This window comes from Microbacterium bovistercoris (assembly GCF_003387575.1).
In the GTDB taxonomy this organism is placed as follows: Bacteria; Actinomycetota; Actinomycetes; order Actinomycetales; family Microbacteriaceae; genus Microbacterium; species Microbacterium bovistercoris.
This window is the reverse complement of sequence record NZ_QUAB01000024.1, coordinates 25,060-45,290: the sequence shown is the minus strand read 5'-3', so window position 1 is coordinate 45,290 and position 20,231 is coordinate 25,060. Positions and strand designations below refer to the sequence as shown.

Here is a 20,231-nt window from a genome sequence, read left to right as displayed (position 1 = left end):
CTGAGCTTGTCGAAGGGCCGGCCCTTCGACAAGGCCGGCGCGCTTCGACAGGCTCAGCGACCCACAACGGCTCAGCGGCCCAAAGGGTCAGCGACCCAGCGCGTCAGCCCCGCGCGACGTCGAACTCGATCGCGCTCCAGGACAGGGCGGGCAGCGTCAGCCGCACAGCCCCGTCGTCGAGCGCCACGCCGTCCAGCTTCCGCAGCCCCACCGCATCCTGCGCGTCGAGCGTGTTCGCCGAGTGCCGGTCGCCGCTGTCGGGGATGGTCAACACCTCGGCCGACCGCACGCCGGTCGCCCGCAGTCCGTGCAGGTCGAGGTCGACCGTGGCATCCGAGGTCAGCGAGCGGTTCGCGACGAACAGAGCGAGCCGTCCGCTCTGCTCGTCCCAGGTCGCGACGGCGTCGACCTCGTCGACGTCGCCGTACTGCTTCGTCGCGCCCTTCGATGACGACACCGCGAGCCGCATGATCTGCCCGCGGGCCATCCGCGACATCCGCGCGAACGGCCAGAACGACGCCTGCCGCCAGGCGGGGCCGTCCTCCTCGGAGCGGATCGGCGCGATGACGTTGACCAGCTGCGCCTGGTTGGCGATCTTCACGCGATCGCCGTGCCGCAGCAGGCTGTGCAGGAAGGTGCCGACGACCACGGCATCCGTGACCGTGTAGGTGTCCTCGATCAGGCGCGGATGCTCGCGCCAGCCCGCAGCCGCGACGGCGGCCTCCTCCTCGTTGTTGAACCGGTCGAAGTCCCACACGTTCCACTCGTCGAACGAGATGTCCACCTGCTTGGTGTGCTTGCCCGCCGCCTTGACCGCATCGATCGTGGCGATGACGCCGTCGATGAAAGCGTCCATCTCCACGCCCTCGGCGAGGAACGACGCCGCGTCGCCGTCGGCCTCGCGGTAGTACGCGTGCATCGAGATGTAGTCCACCTCGTCGTAGGCGTGCGTGAGCACGGTGTGCTCCCAGGTGCCGAATGTCGGCATGCCGCGGTTGGACGAGCCGACCGCGACCAGCTCGATCGACGGGTCGACGAGCTTCATCGCCTTCGCCGTCTCCTGCGCCAGCCGCCCGTACTCGTGAGCGGTCTTGTGCCCGATCTGCCATGGTCCGTCCAGCTCGTTGCCCAGACACCACAGCTTGATACCGAACGGATCCGCGGCGCCGTTGCGACGGCGCAGATCCGACCAGTACGTGCCGCTCGGGTGATTGGCGTACTCGACCAGCGAGCGCGCCTCCTCGACCCCGCGGGTGCCGAGGTTGATGGCCTCCATCACCTCGACCTCTGCCTCGCGCGCCCAGTCCACGAACTCGTGCAGCCCGAACGCGTTGGTCTCGATCGTGTGCCAGGCGCCGTCCATCCGCACCGGGCGGTCGGCCGCCGGTCCGACACCGTCCTCCCAGCGGTACCCGGAGACGAAGTTGCCTCCCGGGTACCGCACCACCGTCGGCCCCATCTCGCGCACCAGCTCCAGCACGTCGGTGCGGAATCCGCGGGCATCGGCAGCCGGATGCCCGGGTTCGTAGATCCCGGTGTACACGCACCGCCCCATGTGCTCGACGAACGAGCCGAAGAGCCGGCGCGGCACCTCGCCGATCGTGAAGTCGCGGTCGATCGTGATGCGGGCGTTGGTCATGAGGGGTCCTTTCGAGAGGGGAAGGGAGTCACTGGCCGCCGAAGCCGCTGGTGGCGACGCCCTTGACGATCTGCTTCTGGAAGACGAGGAACACGATGATCAGCGGCAGCGCAGCCAGCACGGCCTGCGCCATCACCTGGGCGTACTGCACGCCGTAGGCGCTGATCACGGTCTGCAGTCCGACCGGCAGGGTCATCAGCGTGGTGTCGTTGATGACCAGGAACGGCCACAGGAAGTTGTTCCACGCGCCGATGAAGACGAAGATCGCGACGGACGCGAGGATCGGCCGCGACAGCGGCAGCACCACCGACCAGAAGATGCGGAACCGGGTGGCGCCATCCACCCGTGCGGCGTCCTCGAGCTCGATCGGCACCGCGTCGAAGAACCGCTTCAGGATGAACACCATCGCCGGGGCCACCACCTGCGGCAGGATCAGGCCCCACGGTGTGTCCACCAGGTTGAAGGCGAGCATCTCGTAGAACAGCGGGATGATCAGCACCTGCGGCGGCACCACGATCGACGCGATGATCACCACGAACAGCCAGCGCCGGCCTCTGAAGTCCAGCCGGGAGAACGCGTAGGCGGCGCCGGCCGAGATCGCCACGGTGATCAGGGTGATCACGGCCGAGGTCCACAGGCTGTTCCAGGCCCAGACGTACACGTTGCCCTGGGACAGCACCGAGGTGAAGGCCTCGACTGTGGGGCCGCTCGGCCCGATCCAGCCGGGGTCGCCGGATGCGGCATCCGTCTCGGTCTTGAACGAGGTCGCGACCGCCCACAGGAACGGCAGCAGCCAGCCGACCGCCATCAGGGCGAGCACGACGAAGGCGATGATGCGGGTCGGGCCGAAGCGGCGGGTGCCCGGCTTGCGCACCCGGTCCTTGACCGCGCCGGGGGCGATCAGGGTGCTGGTCGCGGTGGTCATCGCGACTCCTTCCGACGGCGGGTGATCAGCGCCTGCACGACGCCGAGGATGATGATGATCGCGAAGAACACGTACGAGATCGCGGCGGAGTAGCCGAACCGGTAGCCGACGAATCCGGTCTCGTAGATGTACTGCACGATCGACCGGGTGGTGTCGCTGGAGAGGCCTCCCATCATCTGGTACGCCTGATCGAACAGCTTCAGCGACGCCAGGACCTGCAGCAGCACGATCACCGTGGTGGCCGGTCCGAGCTGCGGCAGCGTGATCGACCAGAACTGTCGCCACGGGCCCGCTCCGTCCAGCGCCGCCGCCTCATACTGCTGCGGCGGGATGTTCTGCAGCGCGGCGAGGTAGAGCAGGAAGTTGAACCCGACGGTCCACCAGATCGTCGCTATCGTGATCGCCATCAGATTGGTGTCGGGGTTCTGAAGCCAGGCGATCGGCGCGAGTCCGAGCGCCTTCAGGATGTTGTTCGCGGCGCCGATCTGCGGGTTGAAGATCCACACCCAGATCTGCGAGATCACGGTGGACGCCAGCAGGTACGGCATGAAGAACGACAGTCGCCACAGCCACTGGCCGGGCAGCCCGCGGTCGACGAGTACCGCCATCACGAGAGCGATGATGACCAGCGGGATGGTCGAGATCACCGTGAACCAGGCGGTGTTGCCCAGCGAGCCCCACATCACCGGGTCGGCGATCGCCTCGGCGTAGTTCGCGCCGCCGACCAGGTCGCCGCCGGCGCCGGTGAGCGACTGGTTCGTGAAGCTGAGGTAGAAGCCGTGCAGGATGGGCCAGGCCATGAACAGCACGAAGGCGATCAGGAACGGAGCCAGGAACGCCCAGCTGACCAGCTGCTCGTCGCGGCCGCCGGCATGACGCCGGCGAGGGGATGCCGGGCGGCCGGTGACGATGGTCGTGGTGGTGGGTGCGGTGGCGGTCATGACCGGCTCCCTTCGGGGTCCGCCGGGTTGGGTTGGCTGAGGAAGCGGTTCACTCGCGAGGTGAACCGCTCGATCGCGGCGGCGGGGTCGGAGCCGCTGAGCAGCGCGGGCTGCGCGGCGGCGCCGAACTCGCTCTGGAAGTTGGAGCCGGAGCCGGTGAACCAGGCGGGCGGGTCGTAGACGACGTAGGTGGCGGCCTCGGCGTAGTGCGCCTGCGGCAGCAGATCCTGGTACTCGGGCGACTCGGTGACCGGGAGGTACGCGGGGATGTGCCCGGCTGTGGCCCAGTCGAACGAGCCCTTGAGCATGTCGGCGACGAACTGGTAGGTCAGGTCGCGGCGCTGCTCGTTCGGCCTGGTCTGGTGCGGCAGCACGAACGAGTGCGAGTCGGCGTAAGCGGCCGGCGTGCCGAAGATCGGCGGGATCGGGGCCACATCGAACGGGATGCCGGCGTCCTGCATGGTGCGCAGCTCCCACACGCCGGTGAGGAACAGTCCGCTCTTGCCGGTGGAGAACTCCGCAACAGCCGTGCCGTAGTCGCTCTGCTTCGCCGCGAGCTTCCCGTCGAGCAGGGTCTGCATGTACGTCAGCGACTCGACCGCGACATCCGTGTCGATCTCGGCCTCGCCGCCCTCCGGCAGCTTCATCTCCGTGCCGTGCTGTGCATAGAGCGTGTAGAACAGGCGCCACATCTGCGCACCGTCGCCGAGATAGCCGTACGAGAGTCCATGGCCCTCGGATGCCTCGGCCACCGCCGTCACCAGGTCGAGGAACTCCTCCGGAGTGGACGCCCGCATGAGCTGCCCGTCGGAGTCGAGCACGCCCGCCTTCTCGCAGATGTCCGTGTTGTACATCAGCACGAACGGGTGCGCATCGAGGGCGATGCTGAGGTGCTCGCCGTCCACCTCGCCCTTCTGCCAGATCGGCTTCGGGAAGGTCCGCTCGTCGACGCCGAGCTCGGCCAGGCGGTCGAGATCCCAGGCATCCAGCAGGCCGCCGGGCGCCCAGCCGAGCACCCGGGTCGCGTGCATGACGGCGACGTCGGGGGCGCGGCCGCCGGCGGCGGCCATGGCGAGTTTGGTGTAGTACGGCGTGCCCCAGGCGAGCACGGTGGGGCGGATGCGGTAGGCGTCCTGCGCCTTGTTCACGCCGTCGAGCAGCGACGACATGATGACGCCGTCACCGCCGGAGAGCAGATGCCAGAACTGCAGCGTCTGGGTTCCGGAGGCGGTGGCGGCGGGGGAGCAGCCGGCGAGCAGGGCCGCGCCGGCGGTGACGGCGGACGCGGTGAGGAACTGCCGCCGTGAGATATCCAGCGGTGGGGTCATCGTCACTCCTTCGTGGACGATCGGGGGTTGCCGACATCATTACATCGATGAAATCGATGGCGCAAGAGGCGTGTGCATCGAGGCATCGCGCACTCAGGGCCGCGGGTCGAAGCCGCGCGGTGCGGCATCCGTGCTCTCGCGCAGCACGAGCCGATGCGGCACCGTGATCGACTGCGCGGGACCGGAGCGGTCGGCGATGCGCGCGACCAGCCGGTCGACGGCGGCGCCGGCGAAGGCGGGCAGGTCGATGGCCACGGTGGTGAGCGGGGGCGCGGTGTAGCGCGACACCTCCACGTCGTCGAAGCCGGTCACGAGCACCTGGCCGGGCACGTCCACGCCGTGGCCGCGCAGCACGTGCAGTGCACCGGTGGCCAGCGAATCCGTGAACGCGATGATCGCATCGAACGGGATGCCGCGGCTCAGCAGCAGCTCGGTGGCGGCCACGCCGCCGGTCATGGTCCAGTCCGGGTTGTTCACCTCGAGCCGGGGGTCGAGCGGGATGCCGGCCTCGCCGAGGGCCTGTCGAACGCCCTGCAGCCGAAGCCTGCTGGTCGCGGTCCCGAAGGTGTTCTCATCGTCGGCGCCGAGTACGGCGATGCGCGTCGCACCGCGCGAGAGCACGTGCCTGGTCAGCTCGGCGGCTCCAGCGACGCTGTCGATGCCGACGTGGTCGGTGCTGCGGTTCTCGACCTCGCCGATCAGCACCACCGGGGGCAGATCGTCGCCGCCCACCGAGCTGTCCTCCAGGCGGATTGGGTTCAGGATCAGGCCGTCGACCAGGTGCGCGCGAGCTCGTGAGAGCAGCTCCCGCTCGCGGCCGGGGTCGGCGCCGGTCTCCTCGATGTGCACGGCCAGCCCGCGGCGGTGCGCCGCCTCGACGATGCGGTGCATGAGCTCGGACGAGAACGATGTGGCCAGGAACGGCAGGGAGACGGCGATCACGCCGGAGCGTCCGTTGCGCAGGCCGCGTGCACTGAGGTTGGGCACGAAGTCGAGCTTGCGCATGGCCTGCTCGACCCGTTCCCGGGTGTCCTCGCGCACCGGCACGGCGCCGGTCACGACGTTGGAGACGGTCTTGGCGGACACGCCGGCCAGCGATGCGACATCCCGCATCGTCGCGCGTGCGCCCCCTGTCATGCGCCCAGCCTATTCCGGCCCGACGCCCGGGGCTGCTTACATCGATGAATCGCCGGCCACGTGATCGCGCCAGCTGTGCCGGGGCTCGTAGCCCAGCATCCGGCGCGCCTTCGCGATCGAGAGCAGCGTCTCGTGCTCGGTGACGGGCCGGCTCAACGGCACGTCGGGGAAGACCTCGGCGAGCAGCTCGGCGTTCGGACGCGACATCACCGTGTCGGCCGCGGCGATGATGAAGCTCTCGAAACCGGGGCCGGCCACCTGGAGGGCGCGCTCGACGGCCTGGGCACCGTCGCGCGCGTCGATGTAGCCCCACAGGTTCCACTTGCGGTTCCGCGCGTCGGCATCGAAAGACGGGAACGCCGCGTAGTCCTCGGGGACCATCACGTTCGAGAACCGCAGCGCCGTGATCGACAGATCCGGGTGCCATCGCACCAGCTCGACCGCCATCCGCTCCTCGAGGGTCTTCACCAGCGAGTACACCGACTCCGGTCGCGGCGGGTACTCCTCGTCGACGGGGACGTACGGCGGCGGCACGTCGAAGGGCAGCCCCAGCACGGTCTCGCTCGACGCGTAGACGATGCGCGTGATGCCCAGCCGTGCGGCGGCCCAGAACACGTTGAAGGTCGCCGGCATGTTGTTGTGGAAGGTGGCGACGTCGCTGCGGATCCCCGGGGCGGGGATGGCGCCCAGATGCACGACGGCGTCGACGCCGTCGTGCCGGTCGCCGACCGCGGTGAGGGCGTCCACGACCTGGCCGAAGTCGGTCAGGTCGACCTGCACGAAGTCCGGACCGCGCTGTCCGGCCACATCCAGGCCGATGACGCGATGGCCGCTCGCGCGCAGTTCGCGGGCGACGACGGTTCCGAGCTTGCCGGATGCTCCGGTGAGGGCGATGCGCATGGGATCACCCTGCCACGGGGCGAGCCGGCGCGCATCCAGATCTTCGTTACCGGTAACTCGGTGGTCGCTGTCCATCTGCGCGGACAGCGCTCCGAAACATCAGGCAACAGTTTCGAAACTCTTGCCTGCTCAAGTTTGATACCGGTAACATCCGGGCGTCAGCACAGCACCGTGCCGGCACGACGGTCGATCGAACGAAGGAGTGCGACCATGACACCAGCACAACCACTCACCCGCGCGAGAGCGAGGGCGAGAAGCCTCAGGATCACCACGGCGGTGATGGGCGCCACCGCCCTGATCGCGTCATCGCTGTCGCTCGTCTCCACGAGCGACCAGGCGAACGCGGCGGCGACGACGACCCGGCTGGCGGCGGAAGAGACCCCGGCGGTGCCGGGCAGCCTGCTGCCCGACGGTCGGTTCGTGGCCGATTCCGAAGGGTGGACCAGCACTCGCGGCGGCACGCTCCAGCTCTCGACGGATGCCGCGAGCGGAGCGTTCTCGCTGCTGACCACCGGGCGCGAGAACACGCAGTCCGGACCGTTCGCACGCGTGACGGGCAAGCTCGAGCTGGGCGCGTCGTACCGGATGACCGGCAAGCTGAAGTACACCGACGGCGCAGACACGCAGCGGTTCAACTTCACCTTCTGCCCGGCGAACTTCAACGGCTGCGCCGACTACGGCCAGACGTTCACCAAGGGCCAGTGGGGCGCCTTCTCCCAGGAGTTCACGGCCGAGGCGCGGCACGTCGGAGCCGACTGGTTCTTCGTCGAGACGCCGTGGGGTTCGAATGCACTGCAGGACTTCCAAGTGGATGAGGTATCGCTCGTGAAGATCGCCGATGCGCCCCCGGCGCCCGCGTACTCCAGCCTCGAGCAGGTGCAGACCAAGCCGATCGGTGATCACAACCCGCTCGTGGGCCACAAGTTCGGCGCCGACCCGCACCACGTCATTTTCAACGGCCGCCTCTACATCTACTCGACGGACGACACGCAGCAGTACGAGGCGAACAGCAAGGACGCGAACGGTCTGCCGACGCAGTCCAACGGCTACGGCGCCATCACCCGGCTGAACGTGATGTCGACGAGTGACATGGTCAACTGGGTGGACCATGGCTCGGTGCCCGTCGCACGCGAGGGCGGAGCAGCACCCTGGGCGCGCAACTCCTGGGCGCCGGCCGCGATCGAGAAGGACGGCAAGATCTACCTGTACTTCTGCGACAGCGGAACCGGAACCGCGGTCGTCGTCGGTGGCTCACCGCTCGGCCCGTGGGAGGACCCGCTCGGCAAGAAGATCATCCCCGACACCGTCTCGCCCGAGTACATCGCCAACGGCGGGTTCCCCGCAGGCATGTGGCTGTTCGACCCCGAGGTGTTCATCGACGACGACGGGCAGGGCTACCTGTACTTCGGCGGCAACTCGGTCATCGGCACGAGCCCGAACCAGCAGGGACCGCAGAACCCGAAGTCGACTCGGGTGGCCAAGCTGAAGGATGACATGGTCACGCTCGACGGCGACCCGGTCGAGATCGACGCTCCGGGCATCTTCGAGGCGTCGAGCATGTTCAAGCACGGCGACAAGTACTACTACTCCTACTCGTCGAACTTCCAGGTGAACGAGGTGCCGGGGAAGTACCCGGAGCGCGGCGCGATCGCCTACATGATGACGGACGACCCGATGGACCTCTCGGCCGCGAAGTACGCCGGCGTGGCGTTCCAGAACCCGGCCGTCCACTTCGGCGCCGGCAACGGCGGCAACAACCACTCCGACATGTTCAGCTACAAGGGAGAGACGTACTTCACTTATCACGCGCAGACTCGTGGCGCGGCATGGGCCGCCGCGCTGGGAACCCCCGGTGCGACGCAGGGCTACCGCTCGGTGCACATCGACAAGCTGGAGTTCAACGAGGACGGCACGATCAAGCCCGTCAAGGGAACCCGCGCGGGCGTGGAGCAGATCGAAGCCTTCGATCCGTACCGCACCTTCGAGGCCGAGACGCTCGCCTGGCAGCTCGGCGTCACCACGCAGGCGACGGAGGCCGCATCCGCCGAGTTCCCCGAGCACAACGGCGCCGGGAACATGGTGCTCGCCGGAATCAACGACGGCGACTTCACCGGCATCGCGGGCGTCGACTTCGGGGCGGGAGCCGCAACGGTCTCGGCGCGGGTGAAGCCGCTGGTGTCCGGGTCCAGCGTGCAGGTGCGCCTCGATGCCGTTGACGGTCCTGTCGTGGCCGAGATCCCGCTCGACGGCGAGGCCGGGGAGTGGGCCGACGTGCAGGCGGACGTGACCGGCGCCACCGGGCAGCACGACGTGTTCTTCGTGTTCGCCGCGCCCGAGGGCGCAGCCGACGACGTCGATCTCGCCGAGATCGACAACTGGTCGTTCACCGCGGCCCCGGCGCTCGCGTTCTCGGTGACCGTCACGGATCGTTGCGTGGCGGGCAAGTTCGTGCACCGGACAGTGAAGGTCGCCAACGAGGATGACGTGGATGCCACGTTCACGGTGTCGTCCGAGTTCGGCGATCGTGAACTCGGCGTGATCGCAGCCGGCGCGGACGCAGCGGCCGCGATCAACACCCGCCTCTCGGACGTGGCAGCAGGCGAGCTGACCGTCACCGCCACGGCGACCGTCGACGGCGAACCGGTGCAGGTGCAGCNCCGGTGCAGGTGCAGCAGAAGGTCGCGACCGCGGCATCCCGCTGCGGCTGATTCACCCATCCGGCGGGGGCCGGCGCATGCCGGCCCCCGCCACACGTTCTTCACGTCTTCAAAGGAGTACACATGTCACCTCTTAATCGCGGAACCAGAGTCGCCTCGCTCGCCGTGGCCGGGCTGCTGACGGGCGCGGGGCTCATCGTCCCGGCGAACGCGGCCGAAGCCGCCGACGAGTGGGACCCCGATCCCTCGTACACGTCGACCGACCAGGGCGACGGCACATACACCGTGCCGGGACTCAACGCCGATGTCCCGGATGTCAGCGTCGAGCGCGTTCCGGCATCCGAGAACGACGAGGGTCGCGACGTCTACTACATGATCAGCACCACGATGCAGCTCAGCCCCGGGGCGCCGATCATGAAGTCGTACGATCTCGTCAACTGGCAGACGGTCAACTACGTCTATGACCGGCTCGACGTCAGCGACGCCTACTCACTGCGCAACGGATCCAACTCCTATGGACAGGGACAATGGGCGTCCTCGCTCCGCTACCACGACGGCACCTACTACGTGCTGGTCAACTCGCTCAACCTCGGCGGCGCGTACATCTACCGCACCGATGACATCGAGAACGGAGCCTGGGAGCGCACGCCGCTCGGACGCAGCCTGCACGACCCCTCGCTGTTCTTCGACGACGCGAACGGCGGTACCCCGTACATCGTCTACGGCGGAGTCAGCGCCGTCCGGCTGAACGACGATCTGACCGCCATCGATCAGGAGTACCCGGACATCATCCCGCGCGGCGAGTACGCCGGCGAGTCGTACGTGGGCAGCAGCGGACTGTTCGAGGGGGCCCAGGCGTTCTACATCGACGGCTACTACTACGTGGTGATGATCACCTGGCCCGCCAGCGGGCGGCAGGTCGCGATGTTCCGCTCCAGGAGCCTGCTCGGTCATCTCGCCGGGGAGCCGTACGAGTCGCGCGGCGTGCTGAACTCGAACGGCTTCGCGCAGGGCAGTCTCGTGCCGGTGGCCGACGGCGACGCCGGAGACGACTGGTACGGATTCTTCTTCCGCGACACGTTCCCGATCGGACGCATCCCCGCGCTCATCCCGGCGACGTGGAACGACGGGTGGCCGACGTTCGGCGACAACGGGGTCGTGCCGGTGAACGGTGCGTTCGCCAAACCCATCAGGCTCACGCCTGAGCAGGAGCGCTTCGAGCAGCAGAAGAGCATCGTCGCCTCCGACGACTTCCGAAACGACGCCCCTCATCGTGCCTACCAGGACCAGCAGTGGGAGCTGCCGCAGCCGCCGCAGCTGGACGAGTCGCTCATCGGAGTCGAGCTGCTTGATGACGCCGATGCGGAGGCGGAGGGCACAGCGGGATGGATCTCGAACGAGGGTGCGGCGCTGTCGAAGACGCCGGACGCCCGCACCGGAGCATCCGCGCTCGCCGTGACCGGCCGCACGCTGACCGGTTCCGGTCCGGCGCAGAACGTGACGGACCGCCTGCAGCACGGCGTGGAGTACGAGGTGTCGGCGTGGGTGAAGTACGACAACCCGGCCAGCCCCGCGACCAGGCAGTTCGTGATGACCGTGCGCTACGGCGGGGCCGGCACGAAGTTCGTCAACGTCACCCCCGCCGCCGCGCTGACCCGTGGACAGTGGGGAAGGCTCTCCGGCACGTTCACGGTGCCGGTGTCGCAGCCACTGGATGACGCCCGCCTGTTCATCGAGACGACGTGGACGGCGAACCCGGCCGAGGCGCCCGACACGCATCTGATGGACTTCACGGTCGACGATGCGTCGCTGGTCGGGCATCCGATCTCGGTCGAGGCGCCGCACCCCGACGAGGTGGCGCCGAACGGCTCGAACCTCGATCTGGCTTGGGAGTGGAACCATGCCCCGGACAACCGCTACTGGTCGCTGACCGACCGCGACGGCTGGCTCCGGCTCACCAACGGCAAGGTCGTCACCGGCGCATATCAGCACCGCAACGGCGGCGAACTCACCTGGCTCGAGGAGGCCCGCAACACGCTGTCGCAGCGCACGTTCGGCCCGCGTCAGTCGGTGGAGACGAAGCTCGACGTGTCCGGCATGAAAGACGGCGACGTGGCGGGGCTTGCGGCGTACAACCGTGATTTCTCCTATGTGGCGGTGAAGCGGACAGGAGGCGTGAACACCGTCGGAGTGGTGCACCGCGGGCAGCCGTTCGCTGCATCCGTCGATCAGGCGGCTGTCGAGGGGTTCGTGCCAGGAGCGACCGCTCCGCTCGGGAGCGCGACCGAGGTGCATCTGAAGGCGGATCTCGACTTCGAGAGCATCCCGGGGCAGTTGTTCACCGCGTTCTCGTACAGCCTCGACGGGGTCACCTGGCAGAGTTTGGGCCAGCCGGTCGGGCCGCTGCGCCTGGACGGCGGCCTGACGCACTTCATGGGGCACAGAGTCGGGCTGTTCAGTTACGCCACGAAGCAGACCGGAGGGCATGTCGACGTCGACCACTTCCTGCTCAGCGACACGCTGACCGCGCAGGGTCTTCCGCTCGACGAGAGCACGCTGGATGCCGCGATCGCGCATGCCGGCGAGCTCGTCGAGAGCGAGTATCCGGCGGATGCCTGGGCGGCGATGCAGGATGTCCTCCAGCAGGCGCGCGTCGCGAAGCAGTCGCCGTTCGGCACGCAGAACCAGATCGACGCGCCGGAGCGCGCCCTGAGCTACCAGCTCGCGCGTCTCGGCACGCTTCGAGAGACGCCGGCGATCGTGTTCTCGGTGGACGTCACGGATCGCTGTGTCGCGGGCAAGTTCGTGCACCGCACGGTGAAGATCACCAACGGCGATGCGGTGGATGCAGTGTTCACGGTGTCCTCGGAGTACGGGGACCGCGAGCTGGGCGTCGTGACGCCCGGCGCTGACGCCTCCGCGGCGATCAACACGCGCCGGGCGGATGTGCCACCGGGCGAAGTGATCGTGACAGCCACCGCCACTGTCGGCGGTGAGTCTGTTCAGGTGCAGCAGAAGGTCTCAACCGCGGAGCACCGCTGCGGCTGACCCCGTCCGCCTCCGCTCGTCGACCGTCGATCCCGGTCTTCCGGGAGGGCGGTCGGCGAGCGGAGACCTGCGCCTCCTCCGATTGCAGCGGCCTGCCTGTGCTCGGTAACATCTCGGAAGGCGGGTCGACGGAGGTGCGCATGGCGAACGTCGGCTCTGACAAGCCCGGCATCCGTCAGGTGGCGGAGATCGCCGGTGTGTCCCACATGACGGTGTCCCGGGTGCTCAACGACCACCCGAACATCAAGCCCGACACCCGGCGCCGTGTGCTCGAGGCGATCGAGGAGCTCGACTACCGGCCCAATCTCGTCGCCCGCGCACTCGCCACGCAGCGCACGCGGCGCATCGGCGTGATCATCGAGAGCCCGGTGTCGTTCGGGCCGACCAGCGTGCTGCGCGCCGTCGAACTGGCCGCCCGCGCCGCCGACTACTCGATCACCACCATCGCGCTGCACGAGGGTGACGGCCTCACACCGCAGGAGGCCGTCGACAACCTCGTCACGCAGGGGGTCGACGCCCTGTGCGTGATCGCCCCGCGCTCGTCCTCGGTCGCGGCGCTGCGTCGCATCTCGCTGAGCGTGCCGATGCTCGTGGTCAAGGCCGATGCCGACCCCACCTTCCTCACGGTCTCCATCGACCAGCAGGCCGGTACCACGCTCGTCGTCGACCACCTCGTCGCGCTGGGGCACCGTGACATCCTGCACATCGCCGGTCCTCTCGACTGGCTGGACGCCCGCGCGCGCGAGCGCGCGTTCCACAGCAGAGCGAAGTCCTGGGGCATCCGAGAGCGACCGATCGTCGTAGGCGACTGGACGCCCGACTTCACCTACGACTTCGCTATGGGGCTGACCCGGTTGCCCGATTACACGGCGATCTTCGTCGCCAATGACGACATGGCGATCGGCCTGATCCACGGCCTGCACGACAAGGGCTTCGAGGTGCCGCGCGACCTGAGCATCGTCGGCTTCGACGACATCCCGCTCGCGAAGCACTTCCTGCCGCCGCTGACCACGGTGCGGCAGGACTTCCATGCGCTGGGCACGTCGGTCGTCGAGATGCTGCGCGCCGCGATCGAGGGCCGCGCGATACCCACGCTGACGCGCATTCCCACTGAGCTGGTGCCGCGGGCCTCCTCGGCGCCACCGCGGGAGGTCCGGTGATGACGGGCCCCTCGCCCATCGTCGAGCTCGAGGGGATCACGGTCGAGTTCCCCGGTGTGCGCGCCCTCGACGACGTCGACTTCCGGCTGTTCCCCGGCGAGGTGCATGCGGTGATGGGCGAGAACGGCGCGGGCAAGTCCACGCTGATCGCCGTGCTCACCGGCACGTGCGAGCCGGTGAGCGGCATCGTGCGGGTCGCGGGAGAGGAGCGCCGGTTCACCGGCGTGGCCGATGCCCGCGCCGCCGGCGTCGCGACGGTGTTCCAGGAGACGCAGCTGGCGCCGAATCTCAGCGTCGCTGAGAACGTCATGCTGGGTCGTGAGCGTCGTGGGCGGCTCGGGATCTCCTGGCGGCGCACCCGTGCGGATGCGGCTGCGGCACTGTCCAGGCTGGGGCTGGACGATCTCGATCCGCGCATCCCGCTGTCGCTGCTGTCCCCCGCGCAGAAGCAGCTCGTCGCCTTGGCGCGCGCCGTCGTCGACGACCCGCGGGTGCTCGTGCTGGACGAGCCGACGTCGAGCCTGGACCAGGCCGAGGTCGACATGCTCATGCGCGTGATCCGGGGTCTCCGCGAGCGCGGCGTCGCCATTCTGTTCGTGTCGCACTTCCTCGAGCAGGCCTTCGCCATCAGCGACCGGATGACCGTGCTGCGAGGCGGTCGGCGGATCGGCGAGAACGCGACGCGCGACCTGGATCGCACCGACCTGATCTCCCAGATGCTCGGCAAGGACATCGAGAGCCTGCGTGCTCTGCGGTCGCAGCGTCAGGCGCATCATTACGTCATGGACGGGCTGCCGGCGCTGCGTGCCGCGGATGTCGGGCGCCGTGGCGAGCTGGACCGCACCGATGTGGAGCTGCAGCGCGGGGAGATCATCGGGCTGGCCGGACTGCGCGGCTCCGGACGCACCGAGCTGGCTTCGGTGCTCGCCGGCGCGGCGCGCACCGACAGCGGCGAGATCTGGGTGGACGGCGAGCGCGTCGACCTGCGCAGTCCGTCGGCGGCGCTGCGGCAACGCATCGCCATGACCACCGAGAGTCGCCGCACGGACGGCATCATCCCCGGGCTGACCGCGCGGGAGAACATCGTGCTGTCGATCCAGGCGCTTCGAGGATGGTCGCGTCCGCTCTCGCCGGCGGAGGCGACGGCGCTGATCGACACCTACGTCGAAGCCCTGCACCTCGACCCGGACGACCTCGACCGCCCCGCCGAACTGCTCTCCGGCGGCACGCAGCAGAAGGTACTGCTCGCACGCGCGCTCGCGGTGCGCCCGCACGTACTGATCCTCGACGAGCCGACACGGGGTATCGACATCGCGGCCAAGCTCGAGATCCAGCGCCGCATCGCACAGCTCGCCGCCGACGGTGTCGCCGTGGTCTTCATCTCGTCGGAACTGGAGGAGGTCGTGCGTCTGAGCGACCGCATCCTCGTGCTGAAGGACAGGCAGAAGATCGGCGAGCTGAGCAACGGGCCGGGTATCACGGTCGACACGGTGGTGGAGATGATCGCGGCAGAGGAAGAACTGTTACCGGGAACGTAACGATTCGGCTCTCTTCCTAATTGTTCTTGTGTTCCGGAAATTGTTCCCGGTAACATCGCTGCAGACGCCGAGCCGGGCGTCATGCAATCACGCAGTAGCCGAGGGAAGCGCCTCGGCGTCTCAAGGAGGAGAAATGTCCGCGAAGAAGCGCATGCGCATCGCACTGGGCCTCGTCGCTGCAGGCGCGCTGGCCCTCGGTCTGGCCGCCTGCTCCGGCGGCAACAACGATGCCGGTTCGGGCAAGGATGGTGGCACGTCCGGCGACCTGACCACGGTCGGCTTCGTCGCCGTCGGCCCTGAGGGCGCCTGGCGAGAGGCCAACGAGCAGAACATCCAGGACACCTTCACGAAGGACGCCGGATACGACCTCAAGTACGCACCCGCCACCAACCTCGACCAGAAGTCGCAGATCGACGCTTTCACGTCGTTCGTCGACGAGGGCGTCGACGTCATCCTGCTGTCGGCGACGGAGGCCTCCGGCTGGGAGGACTCGCTCAAGCGCGCACAGGAGGCCGAGATCCCCGTCATCCTGCTCGACCGCGGCATCGAGCCCGACGACGACAGCCTCTACATCACCCGTATCGCGCCCGACAACGTCGAGGTCGCCAAGGAGGTCGGCGAATGGGCTGCGGCGAGCTTCCCCGACGGCGGCAACTACGTCGTGCTCGAGGGCCCGGCCGGCGTCGGTGTGGTCAACGAGCGCAACAAGGGCTTCGAGGAGGGCCTTGGCGACTCCAGCCTGAACAAGGTCGACGCGCAGACCGCGAACTGGTCGACCGAGGAGGGCAAGAGCGTCTTCGAGACCATGCTGAAGGCCAACGGCAACGACATCCAGTTCGTGTTCGCGCAGAACGACGAGATGGGGCTCGGCGCTGCGCAGGCCGCGGAGGAGGCCGGCCTGAAGATCGGCACCGACGTCAAGATCGCCACGATCGACGGCACGAAGAACGCCATGCAGGCGCTGGCCGACGGCAAGCTCAGCTACGTGCACGAGTACAACCCGCTGTTCGGTGAGACCGCACTCGACGCCGTCGAGAAGACCCTGAACGGCGAGGACGTGGACTCGTACATCGTCGTCCCGAGCCAGGCGTTCGACTCGGCCGACGCTGCCAAGGCTGCACTGCCCGACCGTAAGTACTGATCGCACCCGATCGCGAGGACTGCCGGGGCGGCGCCGAGCCGGCGCCGCCCCGGCACACCATCGCGGCAACGGAGAGTCAACGATGAACGAACAGCAGCCGATCGTCCAGATGCGCGGCATCTCGATCGAGTTCCCGGGCGTGAAGGCCCTCGACGGGGTCGACTTCCGCCTGTTCCCCGGCGAAGTGCACGCACTCATGGGCGAGAACGGGGCCGGCAAGTCGACCCTGATCAAGGCGCTCACCGGCGTGTACCGGATCGATTCCGGATCGATCGTGGTCGCCGGCGCCGAACGCACCTTCTCCGGCACGTCCGACGCGCAGAATGCCGGCATCTCGACCGTCTATCAGGAGGTCAACCTCGCGCCGAACATCACGATCGGCGAGAACGTCATGCTCGGCCACGAGGTCCGTGGACCGTTCGGCATCAACTGGCGCGCTACTCACCGCGCCGCATCCGAAGCGCTCGCCCGGCTCGGGCTCGAGCACCTCGACACGCACAAGCCCCTCTCGACGCTGTCGATCGCGATGCAGCAGCTGGTCGCGATCAGTCGCGCGATGGCCATCAAGGCCAAGGTGCTCATCCTGGACGAGCCGACGTCCAGCCTGGACGCGGCGGAGGTGGAGGGCCTGTTCGCCGTGATGCGCACGCTGCGCGACCAGGGCGTCGCCATCCTCTTCGTCTCGCACTTCCTCGACCAGATCTACGCGATCAGCGACCGCCTGACCGTGCTGCGCAACGGCAGATACGAGGGCGAGTTCCTGCGACGCGAGCTCGACAGACACGCACTGATCTCCACGATGATCGGCAAGGATCTCGACGCGCTGAAGTCGCTCGGCGGCAACCGGCGGACCACCGCGAGGGATGCCGCGGAGAAGCCGCTTCTGGAAGCGAGCGGCATCGCACGCCGGGGTGCTGTCGAGCCCACCGACATCGACATCCGCCCCGGCGAGGTGGTCGGCTTCGCGGGTCTTCTCGGCTCCGGACGCACCGAACTGGCGCGCCTGCTCTACGGTGCCGACCGCGCCGACCAGGGGACGATCTCGATCAACGGCGCGAACGTGGAGCTGCGCTCGCCCGCCGACGGGATCGCCAAGCGCATCGCCTTCTCGACCGAGAACAGGCGCGACGAGGGCATCATCGGCGACCTCACGGTGCGAGAGAACATGATCCTCGCGGTGCAGGCCGAGCGGGGCTGGGCGCGGCCCATGCCCCGCAAGGAGCAGGATGCGATCGTCGGCAAGTACATCGAGCAGCTCAACGTGCGCCCCGCCGACCCCGATCGCATGATCAAGAACCTCTCCGGTGGCAATCAGCAGAAGGTGCTGCTCGGTCGCTGGCTCGCGACAGAGCCCGACCTGCTGATCCTGGACGAGCCGACCCGTGGGATCGACGTCGGCGCGAAGGCCGAGATCCAGGAGGCCGTCGCACAGCTGGCCGAGGACGGCGTGGCCGTCGTGTTCATCTCGTCCGAGCTGGAAGAGGTCGTCCGCCTGTCCGAGCGCATCGTCGTGCTCAAGGACCACAGCAAGATCGGCGAGATCCAGAACGGTCCCGACGTCACGGCACAGGAGATCGTCGATGTCATCGCCGCGCATGGTGCGGAGGCCGCGGCCGACACGCTCGAGCACACCGAGGGCGCGGCACAGGATACGATCGCCACCGCCGAACCGCATCCTGCAGAGAAGGAGGAGGCGCGATGACCGCCGCATCCGGCACGTCGTTCTGGCGTGCGCTCATCCACAAGCCGTTCTTCTGGGGCATCGTGGCGATCGCAGCCCTGCTCGTGCTGAACCTGATCAAGGACCCGGCGTACCTCGCCGTCTCGGTGAACCCCGACAACGGCCACCTGGTCGGCAACGTGATCGACATCCTGCGGCAGGCTGCGCCGATCATGATGATCGCGGTCGGGATGTCGCTGGTGATCGCGACCGGCGGCATCGATCTGTCGGTCGGCTCACTGATGGCGGTCGCAGGTGCGGTGTCCATGGAGTTCCTCCGCGGCGCCGACGGCTCGTTCGGAGCGGCGCTCACGGCCATCGCCCTGACTCTGCTGATCACGGGCGTCCTCGGCGCGGTCAACGGCCTGCTCGTCGCGTACGTCGGCCTGCAGCCCTTCATCGCGACACTCGTGCTCATGCTCGCCGGGCGGGGCCTTGCCAAGGTCGTCACCGGCGGGCAGAACACCAACGCCTCGAACGATGCGTTCCGATGGATCTCGAACGGCTTCGTGCTGGGCCTTCCCGTGGTCTTCCTGCTGGCGCTGCTGATCGTGATCGCCGTCGGCTGGGTCGTGCGGCGCAGCGCTCTGGGCCTCATGATCGAGGCGATCGGCATCAACCCGAAGGCCAGCCGGATGGCGGGCATCAAGCCGAAGGGCCTGCTGCTGACCGTCTACATCATCAGCGGCGTGCTCGCAGGCATCGCCGGAATCATGGCCGTAGGCAGTGTGATGACCGTCGACGTCTCCCGCACCGGATACCAGCTCGAGCTCGATGCGATCCTCGCCGTCGTCATCGGCGGGGCATCCCTCGCAGGCGGCAAGTTCTCGCTCAGCGGCGCCTTCGTCGGAGCGCTGCTGATCGCCACGCTCGATAAGACGGTGCTGTACCTGGGCGTCTCGTCGTCGGCGACGCCCGCGTTCAAGGCGATCGTCATCATCGTGCTCTGCCTGCTGCAGTCCGAGCGGGTGCGCGGCTGGTTCCGGGCACGCAGGACATCCACTCCGTCGGCGCCGAGCGCCCCGGTGAAAGAGGAGGTGGCGGCATGACCGCCCTGGCGACCACCGGCACCCGATCCGAGGCGCCGTCGTTCGCGGACCGCATCCGCCGCGCCGTACAGGCGAATCCCTCGGTGCTGCCGACCACGGCATCCGTGGTGATCTTCCTCGGCATGATCGTGTACGGCGAGGTCGCCTACGGCCGGATCGTGCAGGCCAGCACGCTGTCGAACCTGCTGATCAACAACGCGCACCTCATCGTTCTCGCGGTCGCCCTGACCTTCGTGATCCTCACCGGTGGCATCGACTTGTCGGTGGGGTCGATCATCGCGCTGTCCTCGGTCGCGGGCGTCATGCTGGCGAACGCGGGATGGAACGCCTTCGCCGTCATCCTCGTGATGGTGCTCATCGGCACCGTGTCGGGGCTGATCTCGGGCATCCTGATCAGGTACTTCTCCGTGCAGCCGTTCATCGCGACGCTCGCGATGATGTTCCTCGCCCGCGGCCTGGCATCGCTGCTGAGCACCAAGGCGGAGCGACTGGGCGAGGAGTCGCCGATCCGCTGGCTGGGTGAACAGCTCAAGGTGATCGACGGTCCGAAGGTGAACGACCTGGTGATCACGCCGGCGGTCATCATCGCGATCCTCGTCGTTGCGGTGGCGTTCTTCGTGCTGCACCGCACCAGGACCGGCCGCACGGTGTACGCGATCGGCGGCTCGGAGAACTCGGCTCTGCTGATGGGCCTGCCCGTGCACCGCACGAAGGTGCTGGTGTACGTGATCAGCGGCACGCTGGCCGGCATTGCGGCGGTGCTCTACACCGCGCGCATCGGCACCGCGCAGAACATCACCGGCATCGGCTGGGAGCTCGACGCCATCGCTGCTGCCGTCATCGGCGGGACGGTGCTCACCGGCGGGTACGGCTACGTGCTCGGCTCGGTCATCGGCGCCCTGGTGCTGGGGCTGATGAACGTGTTGATCACGCGAGACGGCGGAATCCCGCCCGAGATGACGACGATCATCACCGGCGGCATCCTGCTGGTGTTCGTGCTGCTGCAGCGGGTCGTGACCCGGAGGAAGGAATAGCGGCCGGGGTCCGG

General features: G+C 68.2%; 14 protein-coding genes. 8 read left to right on the top strand and 6 right to left on the bottom strand.

All coding sequences use genetic code 11. From position 1 onward, the window contains the following. Positions 1 to 103: 103 nt before the first annotated feature. From arfA to DY023_RS04695, 6 genes are all read right to left on the bottom strand, one after another. Positions 104 to 1,639: an arabinosylfuranosidase ArfA gene (arfA, locus tag DY023_RS04720; protein WP_116241197.1), complete on the bottom strand. Its 1,536-nt coding sequence runs from the start codon at positions 1,637 to 1,639 to the stop codon at positions 104 to 106. A gap of 28 nt (positions 1,640 to 1,667) precedes the next feature. Beyond that, positions 1,668 to 2,564 carry a carbohydrate ABC transporter permease gene (locus DY023_RS04715; RefSeq protein WP_116241196.1) on the bottom strand — a complete coding sequence of 299 codons (897 nt, stop codon included), beginning with the start codon at positions 2,562 to 2,564 and terminating at the stop codon, positions 1,668 to 1,670. Further along, a complete protein-coding gene (locus DY023_RS04710) occupies positions 2,561 to 3,505 on the bottom strand; it encodes a carbohydrate ABC transporter permease (protein ID WP_116241195.1) in 945 nt (314 codons plus the stop codon). The genes DY023_RS04715 and DY023_RS04710 overlap by 4 nt, the downstream gene beginning before the upstream one ends. Continuing rightward, complete coding sequence (locus tag DY023_RS04705; protein WP_116241194.1) at positions 3,502 to 4,833, bottom strand: substrate-binding domain-containing protein; 1,332 nt, start codon at positions 4,831 to 4,833, stop codon at positions 3,502 to 3,504. The genes DY023_RS04710 and DY023_RS04705 overlap by 4 nt, the downstream gene beginning before the upstream one ends. 93 nt (positions 4,834 to 4,926) lie before the next feature. Next, a complete protein-coding gene (locus DY023_RS04700; protein ID WP_116241193.1) occupies positions 4,927 to 5,970 on the bottom strand; it encodes a LacI family DNA-binding transcriptional regulator in 1,044 nt (347 codons plus the stop codon). Between the two features lie 36 nt (positions 5,971 to 6,006). Further along, a complete protein-coding gene (locus DY023_RS04695) occupies positions 6,007 to 6,870 on the bottom strand; it encodes an NAD-dependent epimerase/dehydratase family protein (RefSeq protein WP_116241192.1) in 864 nt (287 codons plus the stop codon). Between DY023_RS04695 and DY023_RS04690 the strand changes: the two genes are divergently transcribed. The 8 genes from DY023_RS04690 (at position 6,796) to DY023_RS04655 (ending at position 20,217) form a co-directional block, all read left to right on the top strand. Beyond that, positions 6,796 to 9,708, top strand: a complete 2,913-nt coding sequence (locus DY023_RS04690; protein ID WP_425453412.1) for a family 43 glycosylhydrolase — start codon at positions 6,796 to 6,798, stop codon at positions 9,706 to 9,708. The genes DY023_RS04695 and DY023_RS04690 overlap by 75 nt on opposite strands. After that, positions 9,651 to 12,575 carry a beta-xylosidase family glycoside hydrolase gene (locus DY023_RS04685; protein WP_116241191.1) on the top strand — a complete coding sequence of 975 codons (2,925 nt, stop codon included), beginning with the start codon at positions 9,651 to 9,653 and terminating at the stop codon, positions 12,573 to 12,575. The genes DY023_RS04690 and DY023_RS04685 overlap by 58 nt, the downstream gene beginning before the upstream one ends. 140 nt (positions 12,576 to 12,715) lie before the next feature. Next, positions 12,716 to 13,735 carry a LacI family DNA-binding transcriptional regulator gene (locus DY023_RS04680; protein ID WP_116241190.1) on the top strand — a complete coding sequence of 340 codons (1,020 nt, stop codon included), beginning with the start codon at positions 12,716 to 12,718 and terminating at the stop codon, positions 13,733 to 13,735. Further along, positions 13,735 to 15,273 (top strand): sugar ABC transporter ATP-binding protein, encoded by a 1,539-nt coding sequence (locus tag DY023_RS04675; protein ID WP_116241189.1) that lies wholly within the window; start codon positions 13,735 to 13,737, stop codon positions 15,271 to 15,273. Before DY023_RS04680 ends, DY023_RS04675 begins: the two co-directional genes overlap by 1 nt. A 133-nt stretch (positions 15,274 to 15,406) precedes the next feature. Then, on the top strand, positions 15,407 to 16,414 hold the full coding sequence (locus DY023_RS04670) for a substrate-binding domain-containing protein (RefSeq protein WP_116241188.1): 1,008 nt from the start codon (positions 15,407 to 15,409) through the stop codon (positions 16,412 to 16,414). 82 nt (positions 16,415 to 16,496) lie between these two features. Beyond that, positions 16,497 to 18,116: a sugar ABC transporter ATP-binding protein gene (locus DY023_RS04665; RefSeq protein WP_116241187.1), complete on the top strand. Its 1,620-nt coding sequence runs from the start codon at positions 16,497 to 16,499 to the stop codon at positions 18,114 to 18,116. Further along, positions 18,113 to 19,183, top strand: coding sequence for an ABC transporter permease (locus DY023_RS04660; RefSeq protein WP_116241186.1), 1,071 nt, complete (start codon positions 18,113 to 18,115; stop codon positions 19,181 to 19,183). Before DY023_RS04665 ends, DY023_RS04660 begins: the two co-directional genes overlap by 4 nt. After that, the gene (locus DY023_RS04655; protein WP_116241185.1) at positions 19,180 to 20,217 is read left to right on the top strand and encodes an ABC transporter permease; all 1,038 of its coding nucleotides are present in this window, start codon (positions 19,180 to 19,182) and stop codon (positions 20,215 to 20,217) included. Before DY023_RS04660 ends, DY023_RS04655 begins: the two co-directional genes overlap by 4 nt. The last annotated feature ends 14 nt before the right edge of the window (positions 20,218 to 20,231 follow it).

Bases quoted from the DNA above. Each gene is read 5' to 3' on its own strand.
- DY023_RS04685 (WP_116241191.1), top strand. From the start codon at position 9,651: ATGTCACCTCTTAATCGCGGAACCAGAGTCGCCTCGCTCGCCGTGGCC.
- DY023_RS04705 (WP_116241194.1), bottom strand. From the start codon at position 4,833: ATGACCCCACCGCTGGATATCTCACGGCGGCAGTTCCTCACCGCGTCC.
- DY023_RS04660 (WP_116241186.1), top strand. From the start codon at position 18,113: ATGACCGCCGCATCCGGCACGTCGTTCTGGCGTGCGCTCATCCACAAG.
- DY023_RS04715 (WP_116241196.1), bottom strand. From the start codon at position 2,564: ATGACCACCGCGACCAGCACCCTGATCGCCCCCGGCGCGGTCAAGGAC.
- DY023_RS04665 (WP_116241187.1), top strand. From the start codon at position 16,497: ATGAACGAACAGCAGCCGATCGTCCAGATGCGCGGCATCTCGATCGAG.
- arfA (WP_116241197.1), bottom strand. From the start codon at position 1,639: ATGACCAACGCCCGCATCACGATCGACCGCGACTTCACGATCGGCGAG.
- DY023_RS04670 (WP_116241188.1), top strand. From the start codon at position 15,407: ATGTCCGCGAAGAAGCGCATGCGCATCGCACTGGGCCTCGTCGCTGCA.
- DY023_RS04700 (WP_116241193.1), bottom strand. From the start codon at position 5,970: ATGACAGGGGGCGCACGCGCGACGATGCGGGATGTCGCATCGCTGGCC.
- DY023_RS04695 (WP_116241192.1), bottom strand. From the start codon at position 6,870: ATGCGCATCGCCCTCACCGGAGCATCCGGCAAGCTCGGAACCGTCGTC.
- DY023_RS04680 (WP_116241190.1), top strand. From the start codon at position 12,716: ATGGCGAACGTCGGCTCTGACAAGCCCGGCATCCGTCAGGTGGCGGAG.
- DY023_RS04710 (WP_116241195.1), bottom strand. From the start codon at position 3,505: ATGACCGCCACCGCACCCACCACCACGACCATCGTCACCGGCCGCCCG.
- DY023_RS04655 (WP_116241185.1), top strand. From the start codon at position 19,180: ATGACCGCCCTGGCGACCACCGGCACCCGATCCGAGGCGCCGTCGTTC.
- DY023_RS04675 (WP_116241189.1), top strand. From the start codon at position 13,735: ATGACGGGCCCCTCGCCCATCGTCGAGCTCGAGGGGATCACGGTCGAG.